We start from the raw sequence: 22,053 nt of genomic DNA, 5'->3' as shown, positions 1-22,053 counted from the left end.
TGGAGCGGTGACCTATCCCCCTCCAGCCGCTCTTGAAACCCATGAATGTCGATTATATTTTAAGGAATATTCATGGGTTTCAAAGGCGGACAGCGCAAGCGCTTCTTCCGGGGGACAGGTCACCTGTTTCACGACGAAATCTCAAACGAAATATAACTAAAAAACCGCCGCAGCCTTGGATCGGCTGCGTATTTAAATGCTGTCGCTATGACTTACGAAGCTTCTATTTCAAGCTGCGAAGGATATCGCTCACCTTGCTGGCGATTTGCTTGTAGAATTGGTACATGTCTTCGCCGTCGACGTATTCGCCGCGGTCGTAGTCGAGCGCGGACTTGGCGTCCTGGTAGGCGCCGGCCATGTCCTGCAGCTTCGTCAGCAGGCCGCTGATGTCTTCTTGCGCGGTAAGCTGCTGGCTGAGCTTCGACGATTTGCGCTGGAGCAGACCGAGGCGCTTCGCGTCGAGGGCGCGGATTTTGCGGTAAATTTCGTATTCCGGGAATTTACCGGCCTGCATCAGGTTGACGAACGGCTCCCACGGGTCCTCATCTGCGTCATGGTCGTACACGTACAGCGCACCTTTTTTGACGATCGCGCCGGTATACATCGCTTCGATGAACTGCTGGATGAATTTCTCCTCGTCCTGATGGGCGGCGAGCACCTGCTCCAGCTCGGCGATTTTCGCTTCGATCCGGCGGTACTTGCCTAGCTCCTCGCGGACGCGGCGCAGAAGCTCCGGCGAGCGGATCAGGTTCTCCTTCGCCATCTCCTCGTTCACGCTGCCAAAGATGTCCTTCAGGCCGTCCTGTTCCAAACCGTTTGCCACAAGCTCCTTCAAATCGGCGACGCAGCGCTTGATTTCGCCGAGGTTCGGCTTCGCCGCGTCAAGCTGCATCGGGTACGACGCCAGCTTTTGCTCCAGATCGAACGGCTTCGTGAATACGCACTCGTACCGGCCCGTTGTGCCTTGATCCGCCGACTTCTCGCGGATAATGCGCAAGGCCAGCGATTGGTCGAACATGCTGCGGACGTCGGCGTTGTAATGTTTTACGCGTGCGTTTTCGTACGTATCGCCCCACGATTTTTCCGGAATCGGCGACGGCAGGTACGTCCAGTTCGTCTTCTCCGTTTGGACAAGATGGCGTCCGACGCCTTCCGGCTCCAGAATCGAGCGCTCGTAGCTTTCCTCGTACACTTTCAGCGGCGTATACAGGAACAGCGGAATACCGTTCTGGGTGTTCAGCCAGAAGACGCGGTTTTTCACTTCGCTCTCCTTGATCGTGAAGCGCGAGTTCGCAATGGCATTATCCTGGAAGTTGCGGATGCCCTTGAAAATATTCGGCGCCTTCACCGGCACGGAGACGAAGCCCCACGACGGGAAGTTGAAATGGCCCGAGCTGTTGGTCAGATGGAACACCGGCTTCGCTTCCTCGTACAAACGGCCTGCGATCTTCTGCTCCACCAGCTTCTCCAGCGAATCCTCGTGACCGTATTTGATGATCAGGAAATCCTCCATCGACTTCGTGATCAGGTCGCTGAACTGCTCGGTCAAAAACTCGGAAATCGAGCTGACGACGTCCACTTCCTGCTCCTTGATCCACTGGTTCGACTTCTCCAGCAGCTCCTGCGTAAAGTCGCGGATCAGCTCGGTGACGTTCTTCTCGTCGGTCACGTCGCCGATCAGCTTCGCCATATCCGGCACGCTGACAATGTTCCAATAGTACGTGCGGTTGCCCTTGTGATCGACTTCCTCCTGCCCTTTGGTAAGGATATCGCCGTTTTTCTGGAAAATTTTGTTCAGCTCGTTCAAGATTTCGGTGAACACTTGATAAATACGCGAGTTGTCGTTGTTGATGAGCGTATACAGATCCTCGTAGAACTCGATCATCTGCTCCATTCGCTCGCGGTCGGAGTGCAGCAAGTACTCCTGGATTTTCGCTTCAATATAGGCGTCCTTCTTCTTGTCCTTGGAGATGAACGCGCTCTTCGCTTCGGTCAGCTTCTGCATGGCGGTATCGCCCGCCGCCTCGATATCCCGCGGAATGCGGTACACATTTTCCTTCAGCGATTCGATGTACGACGAAATCAGCTTCAGCAGGCAGAAGCCTTTATCCTGCAAAATGATCCGCGACACGTAAAACGGCCCCTGCTCGGGATGCCGGAACATTTTGCCCATCTGCTCGGCGAACACTTCCCGGATTTGACCCGGCAGCTGCTTGCGGGCCTTGATGTACTCCTCCCGGGCCCGGGACAGGTAACTCTGCTCCAGCTCCGTGTCGATATGAACGATCTGCTGCTTGACGACGTTGTTGTAGCTGAGCCGCTCGCTGTTCTGGTAACCGGGCAGCGGCTCCGGCACGTTTTTGTCGAATTCGCGATGGATCGAATCCGGGTCGAGGCCCAGCTTGTGCGCCAGCTTCTCGACGTCCTCCTGACTCGGACCCGCCTCGAACATCGTCGACATGCGCTGGAACACTTTGTACGCCAAAAACGTCGTCATTTCCTCGATCGGCAGAACCGCGGACGACGCGCCCAAAATATTGTATTGATAGTTCGCCGCATACGTCTTCGGCATCTGATTGATGTTCGTGCGGATGTTGCTGATATAGTCGTGAATGGCGAATTCCTCGCCGGACTGCTTTTGCTCGCTCGCCATGAAGTTCGTGATGTTCTCCGCCGTCACGTTCATGCAGTAGTCATACGCATTTTCGAGCTGCTTGCCTTCGAGGTTTGTCGCTGAAATAAGATGCGCGAGGTTAAAAGGCGGCATTGGCGAGTTGACCGTCAAAATGTTCGCGTACTGCTGCTTGAACCGGTCGCCGCGTTCGTCTACGTTCATCCAGTAGTCAAGCTCCTTGAGCGCCGCATAGCCGTTTTTCTTGATATATTCGCGCGAATGCTCGGTCAATGCCTTGTTCGCCAAATTGACATCCGGCGTGAACAAGTAGCCGAGAATGCCGACTTTGTCGACGCCGGCCGAGCCGTAATCCCGCTCCAGAATGCCGCGCACGATATACGCGATGTCGAGGAAGCAGCCACTGCCCGTGCCGCCGGAGATGCCCGTCAGCAGGAACACCATCAGCTTCTTGTTCGTGCCTACCGACAGCGTCTTGATTTTGCGCTCGATCGTTTGCACGACCTGTACGATCTTTGTGAACAGCAGCAGCCGGCCCGCTTGCCGAACACCGGAAGCGCCGTTGATGCCGTCCGTAATCGTCAGCTCCGGTGACAGCCATTCTTTCATATACGGCTCCAAAATGCTGCGGTTTTGCAGCACGCTGCCGATCTCCGCGTTCGACAGCAGCACGAATTCGGTCATCGGATCGAGGCCGATACCCTTGTACCGCTTGTTGCGGTCGTGCTCGTTCGTCTCGAACGCGAGAAACTCGATGTTGTCGGGCTTCTCGCGTTTTTTCTTCGTGAACGGGTCCTCCGGCAGCTTGAACCGCCGGTTCACCTGATACTTGAGCCGCAGCAGCGCATCAATGCCGGTTCCGCCGAGACCGATGACCAGCATCGGGTTGTCGATCGTGTCGACGCGGATTTTCTCGCTGACAATGCCGCCGCCCAAGGATACGTCCAACTGCTGTATATGCTCTCTGACTACTGCTTTCATGTCCGGACTCCTCCTGTTACCAAGGCCATATAGGATATTTATTTCAAGTATTCGACGCTTATCGACTTATTGACGTTTTGAAGCGCGATTTTGATGCGGTCATTTGCACGAATTTCTTTTCCTTTGGCGGCATCGAACACCCGTCCGCCTTTTTCGACGACGCAGGGCGTCGCATTGTGCAGCAGCACCGTGTCGTTCGGACCGGGCCGGAAGACGATATCCTTCGTTTCCGCAAACTCCGGCGCGAGCTGGAGCAGCTGATGCAGCGTCACTTTGCCCTTGAACGCGTTCAGCTTGCGGTACTGCGGGTTGGCCCGCTCGCCCGTGTCCTCGTCCTTGACCTCGATCACGAGCTGCCCGACGAAGCCCTTGTTCGCTTTGCGATAAGCCGACAGCGCGTACAGGACGGCTCCCGCAAGCACAAGCACCCCGGCGATGATCGCCGCCCATACGGTCGGGCTGAGCGCACCGGCCGCCGGCTCCTTCGCCGGCTCGGGCGCAGGCTTGGATGCCGCTCCGCCGGATTTGGCCGTGAGCTTCACGGGCGCCGTCTCGCGCAGGAAGTTCGCGCCCTCCGCCTTGATCTTAAGCTCGTAGTCGTGCGCATCCGCGACCTTGAAGCTGCCCGCGATACCCTGTGCGCCGATCGTCAGGGGCTTCTCCTCACTCTTCTTCGTATCCAGGTCCGTCAAGACCGCCGACGCCTTCAAGCCCTTGTACAAATCCGCATCGGCCGTCTTTTGTCCGGCGGTCTGCAAATACGCTTTGACCTGCACTTCGTCGCCCGGTTTTAACGTCGTCGATGCCAAGGGCTCCATAACGAGCTGGAGGTCGTAATTGTACACGAGGTTAATGTTAATTTTTTCCTTCTGGACGCCTTTGACCTGCAGCTTCCAATCGCCTTGCGCCGGAGTCAATACTTTCAATAAAGAGTAGGCGCTCGAAGCCGTATAAACGACGCGGTCGGACGGAATTTTCTGCTCTTTGCCGGACGGATCGAACAGCTTGACCTCCACCGGCTTCGCGGACATGATCGAGATGTTCGCTTCCTGCACGCTGGCGTTCGGAATCGTCACCGTCACATCCTGAAACTGCCCGTTCGCCACAAAGCCGGTCAGCGGCACGACCTTCAACTTGAAGTGGCTCGCATAAATTTCGCTCAAAATTTGCGGCAGATTGTCCGCCGTGCTCGTGATGAACGATTTGCCCTTCGTTTCGTGTGAAATGCGCTCCAGCACCGCCTTGTTCAGCTTTCCGTCGGCATTGAGCCCGATCGTATAAATCGGGATGCCTTTGTCCTGCGCTTTCTTGATCGCATCGGCGAGCTCTTGATCGGACTGCTGCTGCGTGCGGCCGGCGTTCAGCCAGTTGTTGCCGTCGGTCATCAGCACGATAAGCGGAACATGCCCTTGCTCCGTACCGGATTCAAGCACCTTCACCGCTTCGTTTACGCCGACGGCGATGTCGGTGTAAGGCCCCTTGGACAGCTTGTCGATGAATGATTTCAAGTCCTGCTTATCCGCAGCGGAGTTGATGGTGAGCAGCGCCTTTTCGCGCATCACTTGATCGGTATAGGCGACGATGCCGATTTTGTCGCCCTGCACGGACGCCATGTCGACGAACATTTTCATCGCTTCGTTGCTGACCTTGTTGACGTCGCTTTCGTTCATGGACGTGCTGACATCCACCGATAGAACGGCATCCATCTTCATATCGACTGCGCCTGCCGGAGCAGCTGCGGCCTGAAGCGGCATCAGGACGGCGAGCAGCAGAGCGACGGCGGGTCGGAGCAGCGCTTTGATGATTTTCACGGGGTTCATTCCTCCAAACCTATGGACGGCCCGATGTCGAACCATCCCGAACCAATATGGTATAGTGTAGTAAATTGCCGTAGAGGGTAGTACAATGGAACTGCATGTCGTCTACTAATCTACATATTAACTGGTCACAAAGTAAAATTCCACTAACGAAACCTTACAGAATTCTTAAATTATCGCCTTTCAAATTCGAAAATACCGGGGAGAGAATCATGCTGACCGTAGCTGTGTTGGCTCTTGGAGCCCTGTTTCTTCTAGCATTTTTTATGTATTGCTCATATAGCCGGAAGCAAGACGTCCCGCTTGCAGACATCGATGCCGCATTCGCGGCAAGATTAAATCAGGGTGAAAGCCATGACGACTAAAACCGCCGTTCAATTCCGCAAAACGCAGGCGACCTCGCATTTGTTTGACCGCTTGCAGCAGTGCCGGCGCTGCAGCCGGTATTCTTGCCTATGGGACGACCGCTGCCTCTCGTGCGAAGCCGAGCAAAGCCGCAGCGCCGTCCCCGAGCAGGCCGGAGCGGTTCTGAAGCACCGCAGGCAGACCGGCATGCTGGCCGTCGGCGCGATCGGCGCCCTCGCCTTCCTGCTCGCCCGCAACGCGGAGCAGATGATTTTGTCCGTCGTCGGTGCCGCTCTGCTGCTCGCGCTGTTCGTTTTTTTGCATAAGCGCTATGAGGCTATCTTATATAGACGTACGCTAAGCCGTTTACTCCTGCAAGATCAGCAAAAAATTCGCGAAGGCCTGCTGCTCGACATCGATGATGCGGAAGCCGACCTCCGGGCGGAAGACTTTAAGACCGCCTATGAAAAGTTCCGCGAGATCGGTTATTTCATTCAAGACGACTCGATCAAAATTTTAAAGGTATACTGCCTGAACAAATTTATTTTGCGCAGCGATATGGACCTCGAGCTCAGCTCCCTTCTGCCGAACCGTTTTGACAAAGACGTGATCGAATACATGCATGAAATCGGCAAAGTGCGTCCTCAGCTCATTACCCGCGAAGCGCTCGACTACGTCATGAAATACCGGGGCATGATCGAAAGGCTTCCCGAGGGAAGAGACGTTCTCACGGCGGCGGCCGGAGCCGCGCTGCGCGTGAAGTCCAATTTGCACGCATACCGCAGCCTGCTGCTGGACCACGCCCAGGAGCTGCCGAAGGAACGGCTGCTTCGGCTATGCCGGCTGCTTGCCGAGCAGCCGGACGCCGACCCCGAGCTGACCCAGAAAGCGCGCGATGCCGTGAAGCTGAAATACGACTTCGATCCGGAATTCCAAGGCATCCTGTAGAAAGGAAAGGAGGCTGCCTATGTCTATCTCTACGTATAAACGGTCTATCCGTTACAGAAACGCTGCGATTGCCGTCCTCGTCCTCCTGCTCTTGGCGGCGGGCGTCAAAGTCTACGCCTGGTGGCAAAAAGCGGAGCTTTACCAGCAGGCGGCAGCGCAGCTTGCCGCAGGCAACGCGGTCGAAGCCGAGGAGCTGCTCCTCAAGGCGCAAAAAATCGGCTTCGTCGATTATAAAGAAGCGGAAACGGAGCAGGCGCTCAGCGCTCTTCAGCCGGTTACGCAAGCGAAGCGGCTGTTCTCGTCCCTGACCGACCAGATCGCGTCGGCCGTTGCCGTAAACGATGCCGGCAGCTTGGTGAAAGCGTACGACTCGTATCAAGGCGCAAAATCGCAAGTTGCCAAGCTGGACGAAGGGTCGCAGAAGCGGTTCGCGGAAACGGCGGCGTCCTACAATATCGACCAGCGCTTCGCGGAAGCGTTCGGCTCGGTCAAGACGGCGCTGATCCAGAGCGTCGAAGGCGCCGTCGCCAAGAAAAAATTCGACGCCGACACCGCTGTCGGCTTCCTGCTGCAAATTCCCGCGGTCTATTATAAAGACGAAGCGGCGAAGCGGAAAGCGTTGAACCCGCTGCTGCAAAAATACGATCAAGGCCGCCTGGACGCACTCGTCAAATCCAAATCGCTGGACGAAATGTTGAAGGAAGGCGAAGGGCTGCAAAAATTTTATAAGGATCGGGGCTGGGAGGCTCCTTGGGTCGCTGCAAAACTTGAGAAGACGACTCAGGACACGCTGGCCAAGCTGGAGAAAAACGATCTGGGCGGCTTTCTGGCCGCTGCCAAAACCGTGCAGTCCTATAAGGAGCTCTTCGGCAACAACAGCAAGCTGAACGGATATATCCAAACGGTGGTGAACGGCCGATTGGCCCGGGCGGAGCAGCTGATTGCCGCGAAAAAGTATGCGGAAGCGGGCGAGCTGTACAAAACGCTCGGCGCGTACCGCGACACGTCCAAAGAACTGCAGGCGCTCGATCAGCGCCGGTTGGAAAGCGATCCGGCCGTGTTGCTCCAAAAGGCCGGCATCGAAGGCGCCCTCACCGCCGCCACGAGTCTGAAAGGGACGAACGGCGCGCAAACGGCAGCGGCCGCCATTACGGACAAGAAAAAGCTCGTGCTCGTCCGCTTGTTCTCAGACCAGCGCATCGAGGTCGTAGAAGGAGCGATTCCGGGTGACCTGACCGCTGTCAAAGCGATTCGCCCGGCTGACGAGCTCAGCCCGGAAGGACAGCCCGTGCTGCTGCTCGAAGCGGCTTCCAAAAAGCGAAAGGCCCGCTATGTCGTGTTCGAAGCGCACGGGTCCGAGCTTAAGCCGATTCTCGATCTGGAGGCCGATAAGCTGGAATCGGTGCGTCCGGGTGTCGTAAGCGCCGATAATCCGGTGCCTGAACGGCCGGAGAAGAACGGTACTGACAAGAACAGTACGGACAAGAACGGAACGGAATCTACAGGCTCCCAATCCGGGGCGAAAGCGATCTACGAATACCGCAGCGGACGGTATGTCTTCGCCAAGTCCGAAGAAAACGGGAACAACGCTGTCACGAATGGAAACAGCGACGTGAAGCAGGACGGGGACAAAAAAGATCCGAAAGATAGCTCGGTTAAGGATGCCAAGGAAGGCGCGAAAGAGGTCAAAAGCATTACGGCCAACGAGCTGCCGAAGTACAAAAACGCGAAGGTCGTGTTCCAATGCGACATCCAATCGGTTGCGGACAATCGGGCCATCGTCAAGTTCGACGATCTGTACATCGTGTTGACCGGCAAATTCAAGTTCGGCACCGGGCCGGCGGTCGTCACGGGCACGTACACTTCCACCGAGGATTTGAAGCAAGGAAACAAGACGGTTAAAGCTTACGTCGTGCAAGTATCGTCGCTCGTTCAGGACGAAGAGGCGTAAGCCGACCATTCGGCGTTTAAAAAGGGAAGATTTTTCGCCTTTGGAGGCGGGGTCTTCCCTTTATTTAGTTCCATGCTGCAACAAATGACCGGGCTTTTCCGTATGAGGAGTATATCAATTTGAGGATCGGAGTTTGAAGGATCGTGTTCGATGACGAAGCTTTGCTGAACAAAATACGGGATCATTTTCAATTGCCGGCGTTCGCCGGCTTGCGCCGAGTGCAGCACGAAGAAGAGCCGGACGACCTGCGCATTATTTTTAAAGCAACGACGTCCGACGGACAGAGCTATGCCGTGCGGATGATGTCCAACTCCTATTCGACCTTGGAGGACCTTGCAGGGCAAGCCTCCTTGTGCGAGCTGCTTTCCGGCGGCGGACTGAATGTCCCGACGCGCTTGTACGGAAGCGACGGACGTCCTTACCTGATTTTATCGCGGAAAGGATGCGAGGTTTGGACCACCGTGGAAACCTGGCTGCCGGGAAAAGAAGCGGAAAGCTTGACAATCGGCCTCGCCGAACAAGCGGGCGAATGGCTTGGAGCGATGCATCGGATTGCCGGTCAGGCACTCGCACCGATCCCTTTTACCTCCGAGAGCCCGTGGAGCCTGTTCGGCTCGGAAGACGAGCTGGACCAAGATGCCCAAGCCTTGGAAATGACGCTCCAGACTAGCGGCGCGGAACCGCTGCTGGTACGGGAGTTGTTCGCCCTGTACAGGGAAAGACGCCTCAAGCTGCGGACAAGCTGGCCCGAACTGCCAGGCGGTCCGGTGCAAGGAGATTTTTCTTTAAACAATTTGCTTGTGGACGAAAACGGACGTCTGTGCGGCGTGATTGATTTTCATCTTGCGGGAACCGACGTCTTTGTCGGCCATTTGGCGGGGGAAGCGTCGTTTCTGGCTTATGCGGCGGATAAGGAAAACGCGGAAACCTCCGAAGCCGCAGGGAATCGATACTTGGGTGCCCTGATGGCCGGCTATGAGCGGAGCCGTCCTCTGAGCATGCAGGAACGGAGCGTGCTGAACGACTTGATCGGTTTGCGCAGGGCGTTTGCCTGCTATCAGGTGGATGAAGTGCTCGGAGAGATCAAGGCGGGAAATACGAAGCAGGTGAATCGGGAGCTAAAAAACATGATTTTATACTTAAAAAAAGATTACCGCCGAACGGCGTTGTAACCTCCGTTCATGCAGAAACCGGGAGTCCGTCTCCCGGTTTTCCTTTTTACTGATTCTGCTGCGGCTGCACGGGCTGAAGCGTGCCTTGGACCATCCGATTGTTGACCAAGGCGTCCCCGGCCCGATGGCCGACGCTGCGCCCGACCGAGCTGCCAACAAGTCCGCCCAGCACCGCTCCGACCGCTGTTCCGAAGCCCGGAAGCACGGTTGACCCGAGCATCGCGCCGTACTCTACCCCGGCCATAACGCCGACGGCCCCCGTCACATTTTCTACGGTTTGCACAGCATATTCCTTTGTCTTCATCTGCCCTTTGGCCAGCGCATTTGTATCCTGTATTTGAGACAAGCCGCCCGAAATCAGTCCGGTCCATACGGAACCGCTTTGAAACATGATCCCACCTCATTTCGAGTCATCCGGCCATAGCATGGCCGTTTTGTTAGCTTGCCCTGCTCTCGTTCAAAACACTCGAAAGAAAAAACCTCTGTCAGACCCTCGGCTTACTTCCGCAAACCTTCCACCGTGTCTTTGGCCTGCTCCGTCAAATTCAACACGGCTTCCGTCCCTTTCACCGCAAATTTGCGCATCGTTTTCCGGGCTCCCGGGGAAAATGCCAGCATCATCGCGGCACCCGCAAGTACATAACCGATCGGCAGCTTCGCCATGGTCTCACCCTTTCAAAAAATAATGTACTACAGATCATCCCACATTGACGAAAAATTATGCATGAACACGAGCTGCATAAATCGCCAAAGGCTGTGTATACTAGCGAAAATCAGCCCTAGACTCCAAAACGAGGAAGCCCAAGGAGCGTATGTATGCCTACGGAAAGCTTGAAACATCGACGGTTTGTTCGAATGCTGCCAGGACGCATTCGCATCGAATTTTACGGTCTTCATAACAATCCGGATACGGCACAGCGGATTCAGGCCAAGCTTTCGGTCTGGACCGGAATCACCCTTGTCCGCGCTTGCCCGCTTTCAGGCAGGGTCCTTCTGACATACGATCAGCGGCAGCTTAAGGCGGAGCAAGTCCTCGAACGCATCGAACGGCTGGAAGAGGAGCTTTCGCAGCCTTGCGCCGACGCAGGACCGTTTCGGATCGATGATGCTCCTCCAACTTGCGGGCAGTCCTCCCCTTCCCCGGATGCATCGTACGTCAAGCGGGAAGCCGCAGCCGCGGCAGATCTGCCCGGGGCGTCATGCGCAGCGCAAGCTGCAGGCCGCATGCCTATTCCCCTTGCGCTCAGCATGGGCGGACTCGCTGTGCTCGGTGCGAAGCAGCTGCTGCTTGGCAGATCGGCTTTGGCCCGCAGTCCGGCTCCCTTTTATTTATCCGCCGGGCTCTCTGTCATTACGGGCTATCCGCTGCTGAGACGAGGGTTTCAGAGCTTTGCCAAGGAACGCAAGTGGAACGCCGACCTGCTTCTGGGTACCGGCGCGTTAGCGCTTGCTTTGGTGCGGGAAAATTTAATCGTTTTGGTGGGAATCAGCCTGCTGCAATATGTGGAGTGGAAGCGAAATCAGTCGACGGCGAACCACTCGCCGGCGGTGCTTCCACCTGAAATTCGGCGGTATACGGAGCAAGCCAACAAGTGGGGGCTGATCGGCGCCGGAGCGACTCTTGCGCTCACGCGCGACCCTCTGCGCGCGGTTGCGGTACTGCTTGCCGCCAACCCCAGACCGGCATTCATTCCGGCGGAATACGGCTGGCAGCAGGCGGAGCTTGTGTGCGCCGAAAATCGAGCCTTGCTGCCGGACAGCGGCTCCTTGTCCAAGCTGGCAAGAACGAAAACGCTGCTCCTGGAGGATGCTTCGGCGCTCTATCGGGTTGAAAACGAGGAAATTCAATGTTCGACGAAAGAAACGGCGGCAGACAAAGTCATTTGCTTAACGGCCTCATTATTTGAAAAAAGCAGCCATTCGTGGAAAGCCGAGCTATCGGAAAAAGCCAGACGAACGTGCCGGACCCTCCGGAAAGCGTTTCAGGTTGAAGAGTCCGAGGAGGGCCTGCAGGGTAAAATCAACGGGGCCCGCGTATTCGCCGGGAGCTATGCCTACTGCCAGAAGCAGGGCATCGACTGCGAAATGTACGAGCTGGAGGCTAAGAGATTGGCGAGGCACGGCTCGGACGTGCTCTTCGTCGGGGTTAAGGCCGAAAGCAGCGGGGGAACCTGCATCGGATTATTGAGCAAGAAGCGACAGCTTCATTCGGCGCACACCCCTTTGATTCGCGAATTGAAAGCGCAAGGCTGGTCGGTCGGAGCCTTAAGCTGCAGCGAAGGGACGGACATCCCGTTGCTGGAGCGGCATGGTCTCGATACGGACTGGCTATCGCTTCAGCCGGGCGAATGGGCCGAACGATTGGCAGCCGGCGTTCCGCGTGGAGAGAACGCATTGCTGGTAACCTGTGGCGATACCTCGCCGGTTCATGCCCTGTGCCGGGAATACGGCATTCCATCGATCACGGTGCAGCAGTTGTCCGAGCTTCCGCGGACGCTGGAACTGGCCGGCCGCATGGACCGCAGCGTACACCGGAATTACCGGCTTACCGCGATCTGGAACATGCTCGGCTCCGCTATGGCGGCGCTCGGCTTCATTCGTGCGCCGCTCGTCAATTTGGCTTCCGACGCCCTTTCGTTGGCGTTTATGTCCGCTTTCCGGCAAACGAGCGAGCGGGCGGCTCTGCCCCAGCTTACGACAGGCCACGGCGAAGCGGCTGCTGCGGCAGAGGCGGCGCCCGTTCTGTGGCACGAGGCTCCGTGGGAGCGGGCCGTCAGCCATTATGGCACCGATACCGGGCGCGGGCTCAATGCGAAACAGGTTCGTGCGATGCGATGCGCTCACGGTAGCAATCATTTGGAAGCACGACCGCCGGCGCCTTGGATCGTCTCCTTTTTGGGACAGTTCAAAGAGTTTACAACCTTAATCCTCCTTGGGACGACGGCTTTGTCGTTTTTTACCGGCGGTCTGTACGACGGTATTGCCATGGGGGCGGTGCTGCTCGCCAATGCGGCAGTCGGCACGATGCAGGAGCGCAAAGCGGAACAAGTCATCGAATCGCTCAACCGGTACCAGCCCCCGACCTGTAAGGTGCTCCGTAACGGCATGCTGGAAGAGATCTCCGCGCTGGAGCTCGTCCCCGGCGATATCGTGCAGTTGGAGGCCGGCGACCGCGTACCGGCCGATATCCGGTTGGTCGAATCGTATAACTTACAGGTCAGCGAAGCAGCGTTGACGGGAGAATCGGTCCCTGTCCCGAAACAGGAAGCCCCCGTCGACGGAGCGCTCCCGCTGGCGGAACGCTCCAATATGATCTATATGGGAACCGATGTTACCCGGGGCAAAGCGACCGGTGTCGTCGTCCAGACCGGCCTGCATACGGAAATGGGCCGTCTCATGTCCTTGCTGCAGAGCGATGAAAAAGAACTGACACCGCTGCAGCGGCAGGTCACCTCCATCAGCAAAAAATTCATTAAAGGAGCGTTGTTCGCCTGCGGCATCGTGTTCGTCACGGGACTGCTGCGGGGCATTCCGCTGACGCAGATGGTCTCTACGTCCATCGCGCTCGCGGCTTCGGCCATACCCGAAGGGCTGCCCGTAACCATTACGATCGCGCTCAGCGCCGGCATCTTCCGAATGGCCCGAAAGCAGGCGCTCGTCCGAAAGCTGTCCGCTCTGGAAACGCTCGGCCGGACGACGGTCATCTGCTCCGACAAAACCGGAACGCTGACCAAAAACGAAATGACCGTCCGACACGTCGTCTCGTTGAGCCGGAGCTGGGAGGTGGGCGGTACCGGGTACGCCCCGTCCGGGGAAATTCGCCGTACGGCCGTCTCAGCCCGGGCAGCCGCGGCACTCGAACAGAGCCCCCAGCAGCCTGAGCTGGCCCGCATCCTGCAAATCAGCATGCTGTGCAACAATGCCAAGCTAGAGCAGGACGACGAAGGACATTGGACCGTCAAGGGCGATCCGACCGAAGGTGCGCTCCTTGCTTTTGCCGCCAAAGCGGGCATACATCCGGAAACCATGCGGCAGTGGCATCGCGGCAAAGAAATTCCTTTCGATTCAAGCACCGGCAAGATGAGCGTCGTGTGCAAGGATACGGCCGTGACCAAATCCCGGAACTGCTATGTTTTCACCAAAGGGGCTGTAGAGATGCTCTTACAGCGCTGCAGCCAAGTTCAGTCGGATGGCCAACTGCTCGAACTGACGGAAGAACGCAAACGAATCATTTTGGAGCAGAACGGGAAGCTGTCGGGCGAAGCGCTGCGCGTGCTCGGTTTCGCCTATCGTCCGCTCACGGATGGAGAACTTCCCGAGCCGGACGAGCGGGACATGATTTTCGTCGGTATGGTCGGCATGATGGACCCGCCGAAGCCGGAGGCGGCGCACAGCATCCAAGAAGCGCTGTCGCTCGGCGTCAAGCCGGTTATGATTACAGGCGACCATCCGATCACGGCCATTTCGATCGCCAAACAGCTCGGCATGTACGACGGCTCGCAGCGGGTGCTCTCGGGCCATGAGCTCGACCGGATGACCGACGAAGAGCTCCAAGAAGCGGTCGAGCATACCGCCATTTATGCCCGAGTTTCGCCGGAGCATAAGCTGCGCATCGTGCGCGCTTTTCAACAGCGCGGCCACCTGGTGGCGATGACGGGGGACGGGATTAACGACACGCCCGCCATCAAGCAAGCCAATGTCGGTATCGCGATGGGAAGAACCGGCACCGAGGTGACGAAGCAAACGGCGGATATGGTGCTGAAGGAAGACGATTTCGGCACGATTGTCGAGGCCGTAAAGGAAGGCCGGACGATTATGGGCAACATCCGTAAGGCGCTCGGCTGCCTGCTCACCGGCAATCTGGCGGAAGTCATCGTGTCGAGCACGGCGGTTATTCTGGGCATGCCGCTGCCCCTCGTCCCCGTACAGATTCTGCTTATGAACCTGATCACGGATGCGCTGCCTGCCATGATTCTGGCCGTCAATCCCGGGAATAAAACGAAGCTGACGGAGCGTGTCGAAATTGCCGACGGCAATCTGTTTCGTAAAGTCTTCACGCGCGGCGCACTGCTCGGCTTAGGCTCCCTTGGACTGTTCGCGGCAAGCCTTGCGTCCGGAATTCCTCTCCCGGCAGCCCGGAGCATTGCTTTTGCCACGCTGGTGTCGGGCCAGCTCATGCAGACGTTCTCGTGGCGGCAGGAGGGCTCGACCGAGTCGGTCAAGGATTGGAGCCGGGACCGCTTTCTGGTCGGAGCGCTGGCCGTATCGTGGCTCTCGCTGCTCGCCGCGCTGTATATACCGCCGGTGGCCCGCTTCTTCCATGCAGCCCCGATCGCATGGAGCCACTGGATCCCGGTGCTTGCCGTTGCCGGCTCGGTAACGCTGCTGTCGAAGCCGATCGTGGCCTGGGTCGAATCGGGACGCCAAGCGGCACCGAATCCGGTTCGACAAATGCAGACGGCCATCGTCGCATAGCTTGCTGCCCATTCGGAGGTAAGAATCATGAGAGAACAACAGATCGAGAAATGGCTGGTAGGCGCCGCGCTTGCGTTTGCGGCGTCGGCGCTCCTTCCCGTTGTCAAAACCACGCTGCTTCCCGTTGCCGAGGCGGGTTACCAAGGCCTGCGGAGCGCGGCGGGCGCAGCCCGTTCGTCCTTGCAGCGGGCTCGGGAGGAGCTGGAAGATATCGTCGCGGAAGCTCAGTTCGAGCGCATGAAAAAAAAGCTGGACCTCGAAATCGCCTCTTCCGGGGACGAGTTCGGACCGGTGCTGTCCGGCAGCGAGGCGGGGGAAACTGCGCTTGAAAGATGACTCTGTCGAATTTCACTTGAAACAGGCGCGGCTCCATCTGGAGCAAGCCTTAACCGTGACCAAGTTACAAGCTTTCAACGAGGAAGCGCACCAATCGATGTCGGAGCAATGGGGGCATTTTTTCGCCTTTCTGATCGGAGACGGCCATCGAGAAACGGAAATAAAGGAGATTTGAAGCATGCAGGAACCCTCTGTCGATTTCCATTTGCGCGAAGCGCTGTCCCATTTGGGCGCGGCGCTGAATAAAAGCATTCTTCACGTCCAAGCGGACGCGGCGGCAAAAAAAGAAGTGGGACAGCAGTGGGAACGATTTTTAGGGGAATTTTTTCAGCAGGTCCGGGAAAAGGGAAAGCAATCCAAGCTCAACCTGTGGAGTTGGGTCGCTTTCCCGCGTATTCGCTAAGCTCGTCGGTCCGATCGCAGCGTAAAGCCGAACGGCTTACACGAAGGCTTTCGTTTGCCATGACGGTCAAAGTGAAGCGTGGCGTTGATCTCGCCGCCCAGAATCATCACGATGCTGGACAAATACAGCCACGTCAAAAGCACGATGATACCGCCGATGCTGCCGTACGTTTTCGTATAGCTGCCGAAATGATTGACATAGTAGGAAAATAGCAGCGAAGCGGCGATCCATCCGGCCGTGGCGAATAAAGCGCCGGGCAGCACTTCGCGGAACGTCAGCCGCAAATTCGGCGTGTAGCGGTATAAGAGGACGAATACGACAGCGATCGTGACGAGCGGAATCGCATATTGGATAAATCCCCACAGCAAATCGAAATTTCCCGGGAAATGTACAAATTTGTAAACCGAGGCCCCGACGATCTTGCCGAAGATTAGCAGCACGAATGTGAACAAAACGACAATCGCTAGAACTAAGGTAAACAGGATGGAAATCCCTTTGACCTTCCAGAACGGACGGCTCTCTTCCTCGTCATACGCCTTGTTCAACGCCTTCATCACCGCGCCGATGCCATTGGAGGCCGACCACAAGGCGGCAAGCAATCCGATGGAAAGCACGGAGCCGCTGCGCGACCGTTGAATTTCCTCGAACGCGTTCGCAACCGCCCGGCTCGACAGATCCGGCATCATGCGGGCCATGCTGTCGATGACCTCCGATGCCGAAATCTCGGTGAAGCCGAGGAGTGCAATGACGAAAATTAGAAAAGGAAAGAAAGCCAAAATCAAATAATACGTAAGCTGTGCCCCCAATGCGGGCACCTCGTCGTCTTGAAAGCGGCAGTACAGCTGAACCAAAAAGGCCGCGCAGCCCATCCGCCTTTTCCTCCGTCCGAAGGACGTCCGTGAAGCGCTGTCAATTCGGGTCCCGCTGAACGAAGCCCCCTTCCGATCCCGAGGCTCTACGGTTCTCGCCATCATCCCAGCCTCCTTCCGCTGCGTAAGCTTGGAAAGTCTTTGCTTGGATAGTTACTTAACCGTAAAGGACCTTCGCTGAATCAAGAGTGCAGAACCGGGGTCCCAGGCCTGTCCTTGTCCCGTACCGCGGCCGGCACTTGCGGAATCAGACGGGGGAACGCTGCTTCTCCATAAACCCGGCGGCATCTTGGTCGGCCTTGCTCTGGTTGCATGCATAACAGGAGCATACGCAGTTCACCGGCGTCGTATGGCCGCCTTTCGATTTCGGGACGATATGGTCGATCGTATCGCCGTATCCGCCGCAATAGCGGCACGTATAACGATCCCTGGTCATAATCATAGTCCGGAAATCATCATTGCTGTACAGCCGACGAATCATGTATGGCGTCACGACAACGGCCGCCTGTTCCTCCACCAGCAGCACCGCGAGGCTCCATTCGATCTCTTGCATCCACGGCCTGCCGTTGTTGCTCTTCCCCTTCATGCGAATCATGCCCTGCCTGTCTTGTCTTAGCAGCTTCGCCGCGCGAGGTATCGGGGGCGCTTGCGGGACTTGCGCGGCCGGCTTGCGCCGCTCGCATTTGCGGCATACGCTTTTGCGGGATGCTCCGCTTCCTTTCCGGCCGCCCCGGGGCGGGAACTGCCGGTAATATTTGCTTTGTCCGCAGCGTTTGCACGCTTTGTACAGGCTGCAGTAGGCTCCAGTCATGTTGTTCCTCTTCTTTTCGTCTGACATCGCTAAGGTCTAGTATAACAGGTTTGCCGGGATTTCCGCATGTTCCATTCTTTAACGGACCTTATCGTTGATCCTGTGCATCATTAACGGCGCAAAAAAAGCCGGAGAGTCCCTCTCCGGGTGATTGTTGAGCAAGTGGTTATATTGAAGTAATAGAGGTGTACGAATGGGTGGGGTATCCACTTCCGACCGCTGTTGTCATCGGGAAATTTTGATTGGAAGCCGCTTAGTAGCGGACATTTCCCGAAGACAAAGGCGGACGCTATCGCTTCTCCAGTGGATACCCCACCTACGTATGTTTCTCTATTTCAGTCAAAACCGCTTTCTCAACACTCTATTCGGCCTCCGGCCTACCCGCTAACCTCCGTTTGCGATTTCACGCCGGGCTGCGTGGTAATTTGTTTATAGAGCATGAAAAACACAGCGACCACGATAACCTCAAATGCGCCTGCCCAAAAGTACATCTGTCTGACCCCGAGGCGGTCGGTCAGAAAACCGGTAAAAAAACGGGACAACGGCGTAGAAGTCATGCTAATCGCTGCAAACAGACTGCCGACCCGCGCCATGTAGCGGCTGGGCACTTCTTTTTGCATCATCGTGCGGATAAAAATGTTGACCAACGCCGTACATACGCTCAGCCACGCGAAGTTTAGACACAAAAATACAAGGGTCGAAGTAAAGCATACCGTTAAAATCGCCAATCCCTGGCCCAAAAATCCGAGCAGTACATATAGAAAAGACGGCTGCTTCACGCTTTTCACCGACAATAAACTCCCGCAGACGATCCCGGCAGCGGCCTGCCAAGTATAAATATACGACATATGCTGCGCATCCCAGTTCATGCTTTTCATTAGAAACGGAAGCAGCAAGCCGTTGCTGTTCGCCCCGATATTTACACAAAAAATAAGCCATAGGAGCGTCATCATCATTCGGCTGTTCCGAATAAAGACCCAGCCCTCCGTAAGGCTTTGCGTATAATGCTTCCATTTGCCGGATTCCGGTTTAGGTTCGGTTTGTACCTTTTGAATACGAACGAAGAGAAGAAGCAGTGCCGATGCCGTATAGCATCCGGCCATACAAAGAAAGGAAGCTTGAATGCCGAGCAGATTCATGCATAGTGCGCTGATGGAGGGGGCAATCAGGGACAAGACGCGGGCAAGGGTGTACCACACGCCGTTCATTCGGCTTAAGTGATCCTCGGACACAAGCTGAGGCTTGATCGTTTCTACCGCAGGATAAAAGCTGGCATCCGTGATGGCAAAAGCGATAGCGATCAGCAGAAGCACATACAAGGACGGGGCCTGGGCCATGCTCACAAGCATCAGTCCAATCATGAGGAGCGCGCGTATCACATTGGAGACGGCGATGATTTTTTTGGCTCCCCATACGTCGACCCAGGCCCCGCAAAATATGCTGGCCGCAAATTGGGTGATCCCGCTGACCAGCATAATCGTCCCCATATATTGAACGGAATGAGTCGCCGAAGCGATATACCAGGAAAATACAAAAAAGTAAAGCAAGTCCCCGATGCTGCTTACCATTCCACACGCGACAAAGGCCAAGAAATTTTTGTTGAGCATGGGTTACTTCCCTTTCTCACGCATGCTACGCGTTTGCGGAAGTGGCCTGCCTTTGCACCGCCATTTTACGTTTTTCTTTGCCGACGATCCGGATGACGTCTTTAATTTTGGACTTTAACGGGGGACAGGGGGCTACCCCCTTCTCGATCCGCACGAGCGGACAGGACGCGCCTTGACAGGAGGGGCGCAGGAAGCAGGATTTACAGCCGGAATCCTCCGACTCGTCGTTCATAATCCACAGCGCGTGCTTGTCGGCATCAAGCTGCATTTGTCCGTCCGGCGTGATGCGCCCGATTTGATTGTTCTCGTTGTACAAGGCCACGGTGCATTTGTATACGATGCCGTCCGAACCAATGACAAAGGAATTGGATTTGGCCGCATAGCAAACGTAGCCACCCGGCTTCAAAATGTCTTCCAAGTCATTGTTAAGCCCTTCTTCCAAACCCATCGTGCACAAGTCCAACTGATGCTTAACCGATTCCTTAAGCGACAACACTTCCAGATTCTCGTCGTTCTCTCCCCCCCATTTGCCGATGGGGAAATAATCGATGCGGAACCGCGGATCCTCTCCGAAATGCGCACGGAGCTTTCGGATAAAGCTCGGAATCTGATGCACGTTCGTCTGGTCAAAGTTAATGCGGATCTTACAGCGGAACGGTTCGGGGCGTTCCTTGAGGTGCAGCAGGTTTTGAAAAATCGTTTCAAACGTGGGGGCGCCGTTTTGCAAGTACCGGTTGGCGTTATGCTGCTCGGCATCGCCGTCCAGCGTAATTTGGAAAGTAAATACACGACAGGCAAACAGCCGCTCGATATTTTTTTTCGTTAACAGGTACGCATTCGTGGTCATGTTGGACCGGTAGTTAACCCCGTACTCGTCGCACAGGGGGATCACGTGCTGCGATATTTCTTCTATAGCGTCAAGCGCAAGGAGGGGTTCGCCTCCAAACCAGCTCATTTGCAAATGGTTAAGAAAACGGACCTTGTGCTGGAGGAAGTTTTTGACTCCTTGAATGACCTCCGGCTGCAGCTTGCCTTTTTCAAATTTTTCATAACAGTATTTGCACCGGAAATTGCACTGTTCGGTCGTCAAAAAGATGAGTCTGAGCTTCTGCTCGCTTCTTCCGATCATTTCGTGCAGCATGCGGGCGCGAAAAAACTCGTTGATATCCTCGCGGACGATAAAGCCTTGCTTCTTGAGGACGGCGGCCCCCCCCTCCAACGGTTCATCCGCACCAAGCTTGAGCAGTTGATCGACATAGGGAACCTGCTCGGCCGAGATATGCATAAATGCGCCTGACATCGTATTCGTGATGTACATGCTTCCATCGGGCTCCACCGCTTTAATGTTGTAACGAGAGGCACGATAACGAGTACTTTTGGTTGGACTTTTGCGTTGTGGCAGTACTGTAAATGGCTCCATTTCATTCACCGCCCTATTTAAGAGTTAGAAGAGCTGGAAACGAATGTCTCCAGCTCTGTCGTTACCTAGCGACCGTTAACTAGCAACCGTTACAGTTGTCATTCGCATCGCTTTCTTTGTCATCAATAATCGAAGACAATTCCGCCAAATCCACAGCTTCGTCCAATACGTCTACGCCATGAAAAACTACAGCATTTTCCATTTTCATATGATATCACCTCCTTTCATGGAAGAAAAAGACGGATCATCATGTGGTCATGCAATAGAGCTCATACATGTTATTTATGTATTTCGCGCAGGTATACGGATTGGGGGGATGGCCTCCCGACATTTTTTCTCCCGTTGCGGTAACGGTTACATTTCCGTCCGGAATGGCGACGCGGTGGCCTAAATCGAGCAGCTTTTGCACATTGGCTTGTACAACCGCCGTGTTGTACATGTTCATATTCATCGTAGGGAAAAACAAGACGGGTCTTGGAAAACAAAGGATGAGCATGGTGAGCAGGTTATCCGTTATTCCGTTGGCAGCTTTGGCTAACGTGTTGGCGGTGCAGGGCAGCACGATGAACATGTCCGCCCAAGAGGCAAGGAAAGAATGAGGCACGGCGACGTCATACGCAGGGTCGAGCATTTTTTGATAGACTTTCCCTTCGATATGTGCGCCCAAGAATTGCGGGTTGATGAAGTTGGAAACGTTGTCCGAAACGACGACCCTGACTTCGGCTTGCAGTTTGTCCTGAAAAATCCGTATATAGTACGGCAATTCGATGATCGCCGAAGAGGCGCTTGCTCCGATCAGCAGCTTCATAGATTCCCCTCCTTGGTATAATCCAAAAAAGTTCGACGCGTCGTTGCGAACGAATATGTAATCGCTTCCATTTATGATTTAAAAAAAAGCGACGAGGGGAATTCCTGTAGATCCGTCTGCACAGAGTAGATTCTCTTAATTAACATTTTCGATTGAGGAGTTCTTGAAACATAATATACACCATGAGAACATGGTTGTAAATTACTTTTTGAATAAAATATTACTTTTTTAGTTTTTTTGTTAATTAATATAAATATATCCCTTTTCATTCCGGCGCGCGGCCATGTCTGCTCCCGGCCACTCCAGCAGCTTGCCGAGCGCCCGAAAACGAAATCGACAAGCTGCGTCGGCCCGGATGCGGATTTTGCACGCCTTTTTTCCATGACTGTAACTATTTCACCCAACCGGACGACCCTAAGGGAGACGGCTAAATTCTTCGATAATTCGGGACCTGTTCGCTGAAAAGGGGTAAATTCGG

General features: G+C 55.6%; 17 protein-coding genes. 7 read left to right on the top strand and 10 right to left on the bottom strand.

The features are described 5' to 3' along the window. Positions 1 to 223: 223 nt before the first annotated feature. Positions 224 to 3,613: a tubulin-like doman-containing protein gene (locus NI000_RS11335; RefSeq protein ID WP_253410540.1), complete on the bottom strand. Its 3,390-nt coding sequence runs from the start codon at positions 3,611 to 3,613 to the stop codon at positions 224 to 226. Positions 3,614 to 3,651: 38 nt separating this feature from the next. Then, complete coding sequence (locus tag NI000_RS11330; RefSeq protein WP_253410538.1) at positions 3,652 to 5,433, bottom strand: vWA domain-containing protein; 1,782 nt, start codon at positions 5,431 to 5,433, stop codon at positions 3,652 to 3,654. A 351-nt stretch (positions 5,434 to 5,784) separates the two neighbouring features. Between NI000_RS11330 and NI000_RS11325 the strand changes: the two genes are divergently transcribed. The 3 genes from NI000_RS11325 to NI000_RS11315 all read left to right on the top strand — a co-directional run bounded on the left by NI000_RS11325 (position 5,785) and on the right by NI000_RS11315 (position 9,846). Next, the gene (locus NI000_RS11325; RefSeq protein ID WP_253410536.1) at positions 5,785 to 6,723 is read left to right on the top strand and encodes a hypothetical protein; all 939 of its coding nucleotides are present in this window, start codon (positions 5,785 to 5,787) and stop codon (positions 6,721 to 6,723) included. 19 nt (positions 6,724 to 6,742) lie between these two features. After that, entirely contained in the window at positions 6,743 to 8,674 is a 1,932-nt protein-coding gene (locus tag NI000_RS11320) for a hypothetical protein (RefSeq protein ID WP_253410535.1), read from the top strand. 143 nt (positions 8,675 to 8,817) lie between these two features. Next, positions 8,818 to 9,846 (top strand): phosphotransferase enzyme family protein, encoded by a 1,029-nt coding sequence (locus NI000_RS11315; RefSeq protein ID WP_253410533.1) that lies wholly within the window; start codon positions 8,818 to 8,820, stop codon positions 9,844 to 9,846. A gap of 46 nt (positions 9,847 to 9,892) precedes the next feature. Here NI000_RS11315 and NI000_RS11310 read toward each other — a convergent pair whose 3' ends face one another. Both NI000_RS11310 and NI000_RS11305 read right to left on the bottom strand, forming a co-directional pair. Next, positions 9,893 to 10,237: a hypothetical protein gene (locus NI000_RS11310; protein ID WP_253410531.1), complete on the bottom strand. Its 345-nt coding sequence runs from the start codon at positions 10,235 to 10,237 to the stop codon at positions 9,893 to 9,895. Between the two features lie 107 nt (positions 10,238 to 10,344). Next, on the bottom strand, positions 10,345 to 10,509 hold the full coding sequence (locus tag NI000_RS11305) for a hypothetical protein (RefSeq protein ID WP_253410529.1): 165 nt from the start codon (positions 10,507 to 10,509) through the stop codon (positions 10,345 to 10,347). Between the two features lie 153 nt (positions 10,510 to 10,662). Between NI000_RS11305 and NI000_RS11300 the strand changes: the two genes are divergently transcribed. Genes NI000_RS11300 through NI000_RS11285 form a run of 4 tightly spaced genes read left to right on the top strand, consistent with a single transcriptional unit; the run spans position 10,663 to position 16,060 of the window. Next, positions 10,663 to 15,321, top strand: a complete 4,659-nt coding sequence (locus NI000_RS11300) for a cation-translocating P-type ATPase (protein ID WP_253410528.1) — start codon at positions 10,663 to 10,665, stop codon at positions 15,319 to 15,321. Between the two features lie 27 nt (positions 15,322 to 15,348). Then, positions 15,349 to 15,657 (top strand): DUF5132 domain-containing protein, encoded by a 309-nt coding sequence (locus tag NI000_RS11295; protein ID WP_253410526.1) that lies wholly within the window; start codon positions 15,349 to 15,351, stop codon positions 15,655 to 15,657. Then, positions 15,647 to 15,832, top strand: a complete 186-nt coding sequence (locus NI000_RS11290; RefSeq protein WP_253410524.1) for a hypothetical protein — start codon at positions 15,647 to 15,649, stop codon at positions 15,830 to 15,832. Before NI000_RS11295 ends, NI000_RS11290 begins: the two co-directional genes overlap by 11 nt. Positions 15,833 to 15,835: 3 nt before the next feature. Further along, the gene (locus NI000_RS11285; RefSeq protein WP_253410522.1) at positions 15,836 to 16,060 is read left to right on the top strand and encodes a hypothetical protein; all 225 of its coding nucleotides are present in this window, start codon (positions 15,836 to 15,838) and stop codon (positions 16,058 to 16,060) included. Here NI000_RS11285 and NI000_RS11280 read toward each other — a convergent pair. From NI000_RS11280 to NI000_RS11260, 6 genes are all read right to left on the bottom strand, one after another. Then, the gene (locus NI000_RS11280; RefSeq protein WP_253410520.1) at positions 16,057 to 17,031 is read right to left on the bottom strand and encodes a YihY/virulence factor BrkB family protein; all 975 of its coding nucleotides are present in this window, start codon (positions 17,029 to 17,031) and stop codon (positions 16,057 to 16,059) included. The genes NI000_RS11285 and NI000_RS11280 overlap by 4 nt on opposite strands. Before the next feature lie 145 nt (positions 17,032 to 17,176). After that, entirely contained in the window at positions 17,177 to 17,740 is a 564-nt protein-coding gene (locus NI000_RS11275; protein WP_253410518.1) for an HNH endonuclease, read from the bottom strand. Between the two features lie 377 nt (positions 17,741 to 18,117). Further along, on the bottom strand, positions 18,118 to 19,347 hold the full coding sequence (locus tag NI000_RS11270; RefSeq protein ID WP_301292445.1) for an MFS transporter: 1,230 nt from the start codon (positions 19,345 to 19,347) through the stop codon (positions 18,118 to 18,120). A 25-nt stretch (positions 19,348 to 19,372) separates the two neighbouring features. After that, positions 19,373 to 20,665 carry a radical SAM/SPASM domain-containing protein gene (locus tag NI000_RS11265; protein ID WP_253410514.1) on the bottom strand — a complete coding sequence of 431 codons (1,293 nt, stop codon included), beginning with the start codon at positions 20,663 to 20,665 and terminating at the stop codon, positions 19,373 to 19,375. Between the two features lie 181 nt (positions 20,666 to 20,846). Then, a complete protein-coding gene (locus tag NI000_RS36730; protein ID WP_272948128.1) occupies positions 20,847 to 20,975 on the bottom strand; it encodes a hypothetical protein in 129 nt (42 codons plus the stop codon). A 39-nt stretch (positions 20,976 to 21,014) separates the two neighbouring features. Next, the gene (locus NI000_RS11260; protein ID WP_054974656.1) at positions 21,015 to 21,575 is read right to left on the bottom strand and encodes a flavoprotein; all 561 of its coding nucleotides are present in this window, start codon (positions 21,573 to 21,575) and stop codon (positions 21,015 to 21,017) included. Positions 21,576 to 22,053 lie beyond the last annotated feature (478 nt).

It is taken from the genome of Paenibacillus tyrphae, from assembly GCF_024158745.1.
Taxonomy (GTDB): Bacteria; Bacillota; Bacilli; order Paenibacillales; family NBRC-103111; genus Paenibacillus_G; species Paenibacillus_G tyrfis_A.
Note: the sequence above shows the minus strand (reverse complement) of the source record. Positions and strands in the feature narration are given on the sequence as shown.

Excerpts from the sequence above, each read along its gene's own strand:
- NI000_RS11335 (WP_253410540.1), bottom strand. The coding sequence starts at position 3,613 with ATGAAAGCAGTAGTCAGAGAGCATATACAGCAGTTGGACGTATCCTTG.
- NI000_RS11330 (WP_253410538.1), bottom strand. The coding sequence starts at position 5,433 with ATGAACCCCGTGAAAATCATCAAAGCGCTGCTCCGACCCGCCGTCGCT.
- NI000_RS11325 (WP_253410536.1), top strand. The coding sequence starts at position 5,785 with ATGACGACTAAAACCGCCGTTCAATTCCGCAAAACGCAGGCGACCTCG.
- NI000_RS11320 (WP_253410535.1), top strand. The coding sequence starts at position 6,743 with ATGTCTATCTCTACGTATAAACGGTCTATCCGTTACAGAAACGCTGCG.
- NI000_RS11310 (WP_253410531.1), bottom strand. The coding sequence starts at position 10,237 with ATGTTTCAAAGCGGTTCCGTATGGACCGGACTGATTTCGGGCGGCTTG.
- NI000_RS11305 (WP_253410529.1), bottom strand. The coding sequence starts at position 10,509 with ATGGCGAAGCTGCCGATCGGTTATGTACTTGCGGGTGCCGCGATGATG.
- NI000_RS11300 (WP_253410528.1), top strand. The coding sequence starts at position 10,663 with ATGCCTACGGAAAGCTTGAAACATCGACGGTTTGTTCGAATGCTGCCA.
- NI000_RS11295 (WP_253410526.1), top strand. The coding sequence starts at position 15,349 with ATGAGAGAACAACAGATCGAGAAATGGCTGGTAGGCGCCGCGCTTGCG.
- NI000_RS11285 (WP_253410522.1), top strand. The coding sequence starts at position 15,836 with ATGCAGGAACCCTCTGTCGATTTCCATTTGCGCGAAGCGCTGTCCCAT.
- NI000_RS11280 (WP_253410520.1), bottom strand. The coding sequence starts at position 17,031 with ATGGCGAGAACCGTAGAGCCTCGGGATCGGAAGGGGGCTTCGTTCAGC.
- NI000_RS11275 (WP_253410518.1), bottom strand. The coding sequence starts at position 17,740 with ATGACTGGAGCCTACTGCAGCCTGTACAAAGCGTGCAAACGCTGCGGA.
- NI000_RS11270 (WP_301292445.1), bottom strand. The coding sequence starts at position 19,347 with ATGCTCAACAAAAATTTCTTGGCCTTTGTCGCGTGTGGAATGGTAAGC.
- NI000_RS11265 (WP_253410514.1), bottom strand. The coding sequence starts at position 20,665 with ATGTACATCACGAATACGATGTCAGGCGCATTTATGCATATCTCGGCC.
- NI000_RS36730 (WP_272948128.1), bottom strand. The coding sequence starts at position 20,975 with ATGAAAATGGAAAATGCTGTAGTTTTTCATGGCGTAGACGTATTGGAC.
- NI000_RS11260 (WP_054974656.1), bottom strand. The coding sequence starts at position 21,575 with ATGAAGCTGCTGATCGGAGCAAGCGCCTCTTCGGCGATCATCGAATTG.